The 9,403-nt window shown below is 66.3% G+C and carries 4 protein-coding genes; all 4 read right to left on the reverse strand.

What is annotated here, in order from left to right; genetic code table 11:
- The coding region (gene ppdK / locus GPT33_RS14365; protein ID WP_296810084.1) for a pyruvate, phosphate dikinase at positions 1-2,400 on the reverse strand (2,400 nt) is incomplete at its 3' end.
- Between the two features lie 328 nt (positions 2,401-2,728).
- Entirely contained in the window at positions 2,729-4,669 is a 1,941-nt protein-coding gene (gene atzF / locus GPT33_RS14370; RefSeq protein WP_296810085.1) for an allophanate hydrolase, read from the reverse strand.
- A complete protein-coding gene (gene uca / locus GPT33_RS14375) occupies positions 4,666-8,331 on the reverse strand; it encodes an urea carboxylase (protein WP_296810086.1) in 3,666 nt (1,221 codons plus the stop codon). Before uca ends, atzF begins: the two co-directional genes overlap by 4 nt.
- A 274-nt stretch (positions 8,332-8,605) precedes the next feature.
- Positions 8,606-9,322, reverse strand: a complete 717-nt coding sequence (locus GPT33_RS14380) for an urea amidolyase associated protein UAAP2 (RefSeq protein WP_363929381.1) — start codon at positions 9,320-9,322, stop codon at positions 8,606-8,608.
- Positions 9,323-9,403 lie beyond the last annotated feature (81 nt).

The following is a 9,403-nucleotide window of genomic DNA, read 5'->3' on the forward strand; positions in this document are numbered from 1 at the left end:
ACGCATGCACGCCCGCACCACCTCGATCATGGTGCCGAACTTGAAGTTCACCGGCTGGCCGTAGGTCTCGGTGACCTCGTCGTGGATGCTGTCGACGAAGGACTTGACCAACCTCAGCTCCTGCGCGGTGCAGACCTGCGGCACCTTGATCTGGGGATGGACCTCGATGCCGGCCTTGGTGCATTCGGCGGCCGCTTCCAGGATCGCCCGGATCTGCATCTGGTAGATCTCGGGGAAGGTGATGCCGAGACGCACGCCGCGATGACCCAGCATGGGGTTGGTCTCGTAGAGCGCACGGACCTTGCGCAGCATCGCCTCCTTCTTGGCGATGGCCTCCTCGACGATCGCCGGATCGACCATGCGGCGAAGCGACTCGACATCCTGGCGGACATTGTCGGGCGAATGCAGCAGCCCCATCGCCCCGGCCAGCACAGTCATGCCGCGGGTCGTGCGGGCGAGGACGCGCAGATCCGTCAGCTCGCGCTCCAGGACATGCTCGTCGGGCAGGAACTCGTGGATGGGCGGGTCGAGCAAGCGGATGGTCACCGGATTCGGCGCCATGACCTCGAACAGATCGCGGAAGTCCTTGCGCTGCAGGGGCAGCAGCTTGTCGAGTGCCGCCTGTCGTGTCTCGGGCGTCTCGGCGACGATCATCTCGATCACGACCGGCAGGCGCTGCACATCGTTGAACATGCGCTCGGTGCGCGCCAAACCGATACCGACGGCGCCGTACTTACGGGCGCGACGGGCATCCTCGGGCGTGTCCGCGTTGGCCATGACCTTGAGCCGGGACATCTCGTCCGCCCAGCCGAGCAGGACGTCGAGCTCCGGCGTGAAGTCCGGCTCGACCGTCGGGATGGCACCGAGATAGACCTTGCCCGACGTGCCGTCGATGGTGATGACGTCGCCTTCTTTGAAACTGGTCAAGCCGACTCGCGCCTCGCGCCGGTTCACATCCACGCTGATGCCTTCCGCGCCGGCGACACAGGGCTTGCCCATGCCCCGCGCGACCACCGCCGCGTGCGAAGTCTTGCCGCCGCGCGAGGTCAGGATGCCCTCGGCCGCGAAGAAGCCATGGATGTCCTCGGGCTTGGTCTCCTCGCGGACCAGGATGACCTTTTGGCCGAGCTCATGGCCGAACTGCTCGGCACGATCCGCATCGAAGACCGCAATGCCCGATGCCGCGCCCGGCGATGCGGGTAGACCCTGCGCGACCGACTCAGCCTTAACAGTCGGATCCAGGCGCGGGAAGAGCATTTGCTCGAGCAGATCGGGCTGGATGCGCAGCAGCGCCTCCTCCTTGCTGATCAGGCCCTCGCGCTCCATCTCCACCGAGGTACGCACCATGGCGACCGCGTTCATTTTGCCGTTGCGCGTCTGCAGGCAGAACAGCTGACCGCGCTCGATGGTGAACTCGAAATCCTGCACCTCGCGATAGTGGGTCTCGAGCTTCTCGCGAAGGATGTCGAGCTGCGCTGCCATCTCGGACATCTCGACGCGCAGGCGCGAAATCGGCTTGGGCGTGCGGATCCCGGCAACCACGTCCTCGCCCTGAGCGTTGACCAGATACTCGCCGTAGAGCTTGTTTTCGCCCGAGCCCGGGTTACGCGTGAAGGCAACACCGGTCGCAGAGTCGTCGCCGCGATTGCCGAAGACCATGGTGACCACGTTCACCGCGGTGCCGTTGGCCATCTCCGGCGTGATGTGGAACTGCTTGCGGTAGTCAACCGCGCGTTTACCGCCCCAACTGTTGAAGACGGCCTTGATGGCGATCTCTAATTGACGATAGGGATCGGATGGGAAGGGCTGGCCGGTGTGGGACTCGACGACCTTCAGAAAGCGCTCGCTGACCTCCTTTAGGTCGCTCGCGCTGAGGTCGACGTCCTGCTTGGCGTGCGCCGCCTCCTTGACGGTGTCGAGCTCGTGATCGAAGGCCGCATCCGGCACACCGAGCGCAACCTTGCCGAAGAGCTGGATGAAGCGGCGATAGGCGTCGTAGCCGAAGCGCGCATCGCCGGTCGCGCGAATCTCGCCTCGCAGAGTCTCCTCGTTCAAACCCAAATTCAAAATGGTATCCATCATGCCCGGCATGGACATCGCCGAGCCGGAGCGCACGGAGACAAGCAATGGTTTGTCCGGATCGCCGAAGCCCTTACCGGTCTTCTTCTCGACCGCGCCCATCTGCTCGCGCACCGCATCCATCAGCCCCGCCGGCAGCGTGTGATCGGGGGAGTCGAGATATTCCAGGCAGGCCGCGGTCGAGATCACGAACCCGGGCGGAACATTCAGCCCCATCTGGGTCATCTCGCAGAGATTGGCGCCCTTGCCGCCGAGCAGTCTCTTGTCCTTGCCGTCCCCTTCTTCGAATGCGAACACATGTTTGGTGGTTTGGGATGCCATTGTTCGGATGTACCTCTCTCGTCTTTTCGTTGCGGGTTCTCTGGACTCAAGCACGCGGACCCGTGCCGCGGCAACCGGCGTATTGTCGCAGAGCTTCGCGGTTCGGTCGGGGGGAATTTCGTGCGGGGGGTTCCGGGGCCTGCTATCTACTGCCTGCTTCCTGCTTTCGGCTGTGGCTGTCAGCTCTCGGGAAAGATTCAAAAGAACCGAAAAACGTAGGATGGGTAGAGCGCAGCGAAACCCATCCTCCCGGTACGACGCCCCAAACAAAGAAACCAGTCCGAACGCAGCGAACTCATCTTTTCCGCACCGCCACCCGGATTGAGCGTTAGAGCGGGGAGGATGGGTTTCGCTGCGCTCTACCCATCCTACGTTTTCCTGAGGCCGTTGGCGCGGACAGCTGACCGCCGTCCTCAACCTCGACAACACCCAGATACGCCCGCCAGCCCCCGAGCGCACTGATGTCTCGGGCACCCTCCGCCGCGAAGCCCTCGCAGATGAAGCCCTTTTCCCAACGGCCGTCGGCCAGCTCGACGCTGCCGAGTCCGAGGGGTGCAGGGATGCCGGCGAGGAAGCTGCCGACGGCCGTTTGCGGAAGCGTCCAGACCTCGACCTCGATGGCCACGCCGTCTGTCGGTACACGAATCAGGCCGGGACGCTCGGGTGGACCGCCGGGGAGTGCGTAGAGGCGATAGCAGGGCGCGGTCTGGGTTGCGGCCAAGAGACGTCCTCCGCGCTCGATCAGCTGGTGATTGAGCGCGAGTCCGGAGAGGTGGGCGCCGCAGACGACCAGCGGGAGCATTTCGGGGTCGGGCTCCCTCGGTGCTTCCGCAGGACGCCTCGGCTCCAGTGTCGAAACCAGCGATACCGGATGCCCGGTCGCACCTTGGGTGGGCCACACGGTTTGGCTCGGATCCAGATGCAGGCGCTCGGCCAGGCGTGCCAGGACCGCGTCGCTGAAGGCAGGACCGAACAGGGTGACGCCGAACGGCAGAGCGTCCGGCCGCATGCCGGCGGGTACGGCCACGGCGGCCAGGTCCAGCAGGTTCATGAAGTTGGTGTAATAGCCCAGGTTGCTGTTGAGCCGGATCGGATCGGCGGCGACCTGAGTGATCCGATAGGGGGTCGCGATCGTCGGGGTTAGGATGCAGTCCAAGTCGGGCCAGAGCGTATCCGTCCTGCGCTTGATCTCGGCCAGGCGGTATTGGGCCTTGAAGGCGTCGACCGCGCGCGCCTCGGCGGCCGGCTCGATGATGGCGCGGGTGACCGGGTGCAGGGTCTCGGGACGGGTTCTGATCCAGTCCTCGATTGCGGCGTAACGCTCCGCGACCCAGGGGCCTTCGTAGAGTAGGCGTGCCGCCTCGATAAAGGGTGTGAAGTCGATGGTGACCGCCTCGCCGCCGAGCGCGCTCAGGCGTCTCGTCGTTGACTCGAAGAGACTGGCACTCGCCGTGTCGCCGAACCACTCCAGATCGGCGGGTACGCCGAAGCGGAAGGGGGCGTCGGCCACGCTGTGCGTAGGCCGCGTCTGCAAGGGTGCTGGCCGCGAAAAGGGGTCCTCGGGGTGGAAGGCAACGGCGATCGGCATCAGCACGTCGGCGTCGGCCAGATCCAACGTAAAGAGACTCACACAGTCGAGTGTGCGGCAGGCCGGAAGCACGCCGCAGGTGCTGACGAGACCGCGGGTCGGCTTGATGCCGACCAGGTTGTTGAGCGCTGCCGGGACACGCCCCGAGCCGGCGGTGTCCGTCCCCAAGGCGAAGCTGACGAGGCCGTGTGCAACCGCCGCGGCGGAGCCCGAGCTGCTGCCTCCGGCGATATAGTCCGGATCGAAGGCATTGGGCACGGCACCGTAAGGCGAGCGGGTGCCGACCAGACCGGTCGCGAGCTGATCGAGATTGGTCTTGCCGATGGGCAGCGCGCCGGCGGCGATCAGGCGCTCGACGACGGTGGCGGAGCGCTCCGGGGTCCAGGCGAGCTCCGGCAGCGCGGCGGTGGTCGGCACGCCCGCGAGGTCGATGTTGTCCTTGATCGCGAAGGGGATGCCGAAGAGCGGGAGGGTCTCGGGATCGGTCTCGGACAGCCGCGCCAGATAAGGCGCCAGCTCGGCGTCGGACAGGACGTGGATCCAGATGTTGTCTTCCGCATGCTCGGCGATCCGGGCGCGGATCTGCTCCACCAGCGTCGCCGGCGTGAGCAGGCCCTCGCGATAGGCGGCGCGGAGATGACGGATCGAGAGGTTCAGGGGCGTCTGCAGTGTTCGGCTCATGCTGTCTTCTCCGTTGCGTCGGCGGCGGTGTCCAGCACCAGCAACGTCTGACCGGGTGTCACCTGGGCGCCGCTCCGACAGAGGATGCGCGCGACCCGTCCGCTGCGGTCGGCATGCACGGCGATCTCCATCTTCATGGACTCAAGGACCAGCAGCATTTGGCCGGGCTCGACCTGCTGCCCGACCTCCACGGCGAGCTGCCAGACACTGCCGTGGACATGGCTCTCGATCGCCAGCTCGCTCGACGCGAGCCGCAGCGACTCGGCCTGCTCGTCGATGTGCCCCGATGCGCCGTTGCCGACATCCTGATCGACCTCGAGCTGACCGGCCACCGCCCAGCGCTCGCGCTCGGCCTCGAAGGCGGTCTGTTGGCGTGCCTTGAAGGCCGCGATCGACTCCGCGTTCGTGTGGAGAAACGCTTGATACTCGGCGAGACTGAACCGCGTCTCCTCGACCTGAAGCCGAAAACCGCCGCGCGGAAAGGCTTCGCGCAGCTCGGTCAGCTCCTCCTCGGAGACCGGATAGAAGCGGATCTGGTCGAAGAAGCGCAGGAGATAGGGCCGCTCGAAATCAGGAGTGCGCTTGAAGCGATTCCACATCTGGAGCGTACGTCCGACGAACTGATAACCGCCCGGCCCTTCCATGCCGTAGACGCAGAGATAGGAGCCGCCGATCCCGACCGCGTTCTCGGGCGTCCAGGTGCGTGCCGGGTTGTATTTTGTGGTGACCAGGCGATGCCGCGGGTCGAGCGGCGTGGCGACCGGCGCGCCAAGATAGACATCGCCCAGACCCATCACAAGATAGCTCGCCTCGAAGAGGATGCGCCGAACCTCCTCGATGCTGTCGAGCCCGTTGATGCGGCGGATGAACTCGATGTTGCTCGGACACCAGGGTGCGTCCGGTCGCACCGACTGCATGTATTTCTCGATCGCGAGCCGGGTGGACGAGTCGTCCCAGGACAAGGGGAGATGCACCACGCGCGCCGGCACCGACAGAGACTCGATATCCCCGAGCGCCTGCTCGCGGGCGACGAGCCGGTCCAGCAGAGCGCCGAGCTTCAGCACACGGCTCTCGTAGCGCACCTGCAGGGAGCGAATGCCCGGCGTGAGCTCCAGCACGCCCGGGATCGGCTCGGCCCGGAGCGAGAGCATCAGTGCATGCACCCGGAAGCGCAGCCGGATATCCAGCACCTGCGGGCCATACTCCACGAGCAGGTCCGTGTCGCCCGAGGCCCGGTAGGTGACGCCGACGGGATGCTCGGGCGGATCGATCCGACGCAGTCGCGGGTCGGCGGGAGGCAGCGGCTTCGCCTTCACCGCGGCCGGCGCCGCGAGACGGGAGATCATGTCGTCCCGCGCAGCCTCCAGCGCATTTGCCGTCTCCTGATCGACCGGCACGAAACGCACCCGATCACCCGGCCGGAGCTGACCCAGACACCAGCGATCCGCCGAGATGACCGTCGCCGGGCAGACGAACCCGCCTAGGCTCGGCCCGTCAGGACCCAGGATCACGGGCATGTCGCCGGTGAAATCCAGCGTCCCCAGGGCATAGGCGTTGTCGTGGATGTTGGACGGATGCAGTCCGGCCTCGCCGCCGTCGGGCCGCGCCCAGGTCGGCTTCGGGCCGATCAGACGCACGCCGGTGCGGCTTGAGTTGTAGTGCACCTCCCAGTCCGTCGCGAAGAGGGTCGCGATGTCCTCGTCGGTGAAAAACTCGGGGGCACCGTGCGGCCCGTAGATCACCCGCAAGGTCCAGGTGTCGCCGTAGCGCGGGATGAGGGACTCGGGGATACCGGGCACGCTCGGGCGCCCGTCGCTCCCGTCCGTGATCGGCTCGGCGAGCGGATCCCGATCGGTCGCCAGATGCAGCACATCCCCGACCTGCAATGGACGTCCGCCGTGCCCGCCGAAACGGCCGAGTGTGAAGGTGGCGCGACTGCCGAGATAGGTCGGCACCTGCAGGCCGCCGCGCACCGTCAGATAGGCGCGCGCCCCGGAACCGACCAGCGCACCGAGGCGCAGTACCTCCCCTGCACGCACGGCCATGGGACGCCACCAAGGCAGGAGACGGCCGTCGATCTCCGCCGCCATCTCGGCCCCGGTCAGACAGAGGAGCGCATCGCGATTGAAGCGCAGCGTCGGACCCGTGACCGTCAGCTCCAGCCCTGCGGCATCGGGCGGATTGCCGAGCAGCCTGTTGCCGAGTCGGAATGCCAGATCGTCCATCGGCCCGGACGGAGGAATGCCGACATCCCAGTAGCCCAGTCGCCCCGGCCAGTCCTGCACCGTGGTCTGGGTGCCGGCCGCGAGGACGTCGATGGTCTCGGGTCGATAGTCGAAACCCGCCAGCGTCGCGGTATGGTGGCGCCCCGCCACGACCTCGGGATCGCGCATCACCTGGCGCAGATAGGCGAGATTCGTCTCGATGCCGGCGATCTCGGTCCGCTCCAGCGCCTGCCCCAGTTGCGCGAGTGCCGCGGGGCGATCCTCCGCATGGACGATGACCTTGGCGAGCAGCGGATCATAGTAAGGCGAGACCTGCGTGCCGGTCTCGATCCAGGTGTCGACGCGGACGTCCGGCGGCAGCTCGACATGGGTCAAGAGCCCCGCGCTCGGCTGAAACCCCTTGCCCGGATCCTCGGCATAGAGACGGACCTGGATCGCATGGCCTCGCGGCTCGACGGCCAGCTCGGAGAGATCGGGCAGAGTGCCCGCCCCCAGGCGCACCATCCACTCGACAAGGTCGACCCCGGTCACCGCCTCCGTCACGCCGTGCTCGACCTGAAGACGCGTGTTGACCTCCAGGAAGTAGAAAGCGGCGCGCTCGGAGTCGTAGATGTATTCGACCGTTCCCGCCGAGCGATAGGCGACCGCGGCACCGAGTCGGCGTGCGGTCTCGAGCATGGCGGCGCGTAGCTCGGGCGGGAGATGCGGGGCCGGGGTCTCCTCGACGACCTTCTGATTGCGCCGCTGCAGGGAGCAATCGCGCTCGCCGAGCGCCACGACGCTGCCGAGCCCGTCGCCGAAGATCTGCACCTCGATGTGCCGCGCCCCGCGGACATAGCGCTCCAAGAAGATCCCGGCATCGGCGAAGTTGCTCTGACCGAGCCGACGCACCCGCTCGAAGGCATCGGTCAGCTCGTCGGCATCGGCGCACTGCTGCATCCCGATCCCGCCGCCGCCCGCCGTGCTTTTGAGCATCACCGGGTAACCGATCCGGTCCGCCTCGCGCCGCGCTTGCTCGGCGTCCTCCAGAAGACCGCTACCGGGCAGCAGAGGTACGGCGTTGGCCGCCGCCAGCTCGCGCGCACGGTGCTTCAACCCGAAGTCGCGCAACTGCGCCGGGGTCGGTCCGAGAAAGACCAGACCGCGCTGCTCGCACGCCTCCGCGAAGCTCGCGTTCTCCGAGAGGAAACCGTAGCCGGGATGGATGGCCTGCGCCCCGGTCGCTTCGGCGGCGTCGAGGATTCGGCCCATATCCAGATAGGACTCGGACGCGAGCGCCTCGCCGATACAGACGGCCTCCCCCGCCAGGCTCACATGCCGCGAGCCGGCATCGGCGCGTGAATAGACCGCCACCGACCCGACACCCAAGGCGTCGAGCGTGCGGATGATGCGGCAGGCAATCGCGCCGCGGTTGGCAATCAGGACCTTGTCGAACATCGTCGGCGATTCCGAGCGGTCGCGGGTCGTCCCGCGTCGATAACATGACCCCCGAGGTCGTCCCCGTGGCCCTCAAATCCTTAGCCAAAACCGTAGATCGGATGAGCGCAGCGAAATCCGGCAATCGACCTTCAGCAGTCCGAAACATCCCTGTCGGATCACGACGCGCATCGACCTCGGCAGCCCACCCCGAAGCCGCGGCGGCGCGCGTCATGCGACCTACGCGGCTGACCCAACCATCACTCCTAAAAAATCCTGATCGCGGGCACCGCAATCAGCCCCAGATGAGCATCCGCGCCGGCGTCGGGTTATAGGCATTGCACGGATTGTTGAGCTGCGGACAGTTCGAGACGAGGACGATGAGGTCCATCTCGGCATGCAGCTCGACATACTTGCCGGCGTCCGAGATGCCGTCCTCGAAGGTCAGATGCCCCTCGGGTGTCACGGGCACGTTCATGAAGAAATTGATGTTGGCGGTCAGGTCGCGCTTGCCCATGTCGTGGCTGGATTCGGCCAGTGCGATCAGATAGTTGTCGCGGCAGTTATGCATCGGCCGCTTCTCCAGCGCGTAGCGCACCTGATTGGACTCGGCGGCGCAGGCCCCGCCCAAGGTGTCGTGCCGTCCGCAGGTGTCGGCGACGATGGTCGCCATCGGGTTGCCGTCGTTGGAGAGCAGGACCGAGCCGGTGGTGAGATAGAGACTGCCTTGAGCGCGAATGGTGTCCACGGCGCTGTAGCGCTCGGCGGGGTCATGGGCATTGTAGAAGATGGTGTCCACCGCCTGGTTGCCCATGAGGTCGAGGATGCGCAGGGTCTGGCCGGCCCGCAACTCATGCAGCCAGGGCTCGCCGGCCGGAATCTCGTGATCGTAGAGGGCGTCGGACGGATCGAGCCCGCTTTCGACCAGGTTGGCCGTGAAGTCTGCACCGGGACGTGCCAAGTTCAGAGTCGGAGTCGCGGTCGGGATCTGGGTCGGGATCTGGGTCGTCATGCCGGTACCCTCAGAGCTGACAGTGATAGATGGCGGTATTGGCGAAACCGCGGCCGTTCTCCGGACAGGAGATTCGGCAGG

The organism is Thiocapsa sp. (assembly GCF_011390875.1).
Classification (GTDB): domain Bacteria; phylum Pseudomonadota; class Gammaproteobacteria; order Chromatiales; family Chromatiaceae; genus Thiocapsa.

Coding starts and splice junctions, on each gene's coding strand:
- atzF (WP_296810085.1), bottom strand. CDS start 4,669: ATGAGCCGAACACTGCAGACGCCCCTGAACCTCTCGATCCGTCATCTC.
- uca (WP_296810086.1), bottom strand. CDS start 8,331: ATGTTCGACAAGGTCCTGATTGCCAACCGCGGCGCGATTGCCTGCCGC.
- GPT33_RS14380 (WP_363929381.1), bottom strand. CDS start 9,322: ATGACGACCCAGATCCCGACCCAGATCCCGACCGCGACTCCGACTCTG.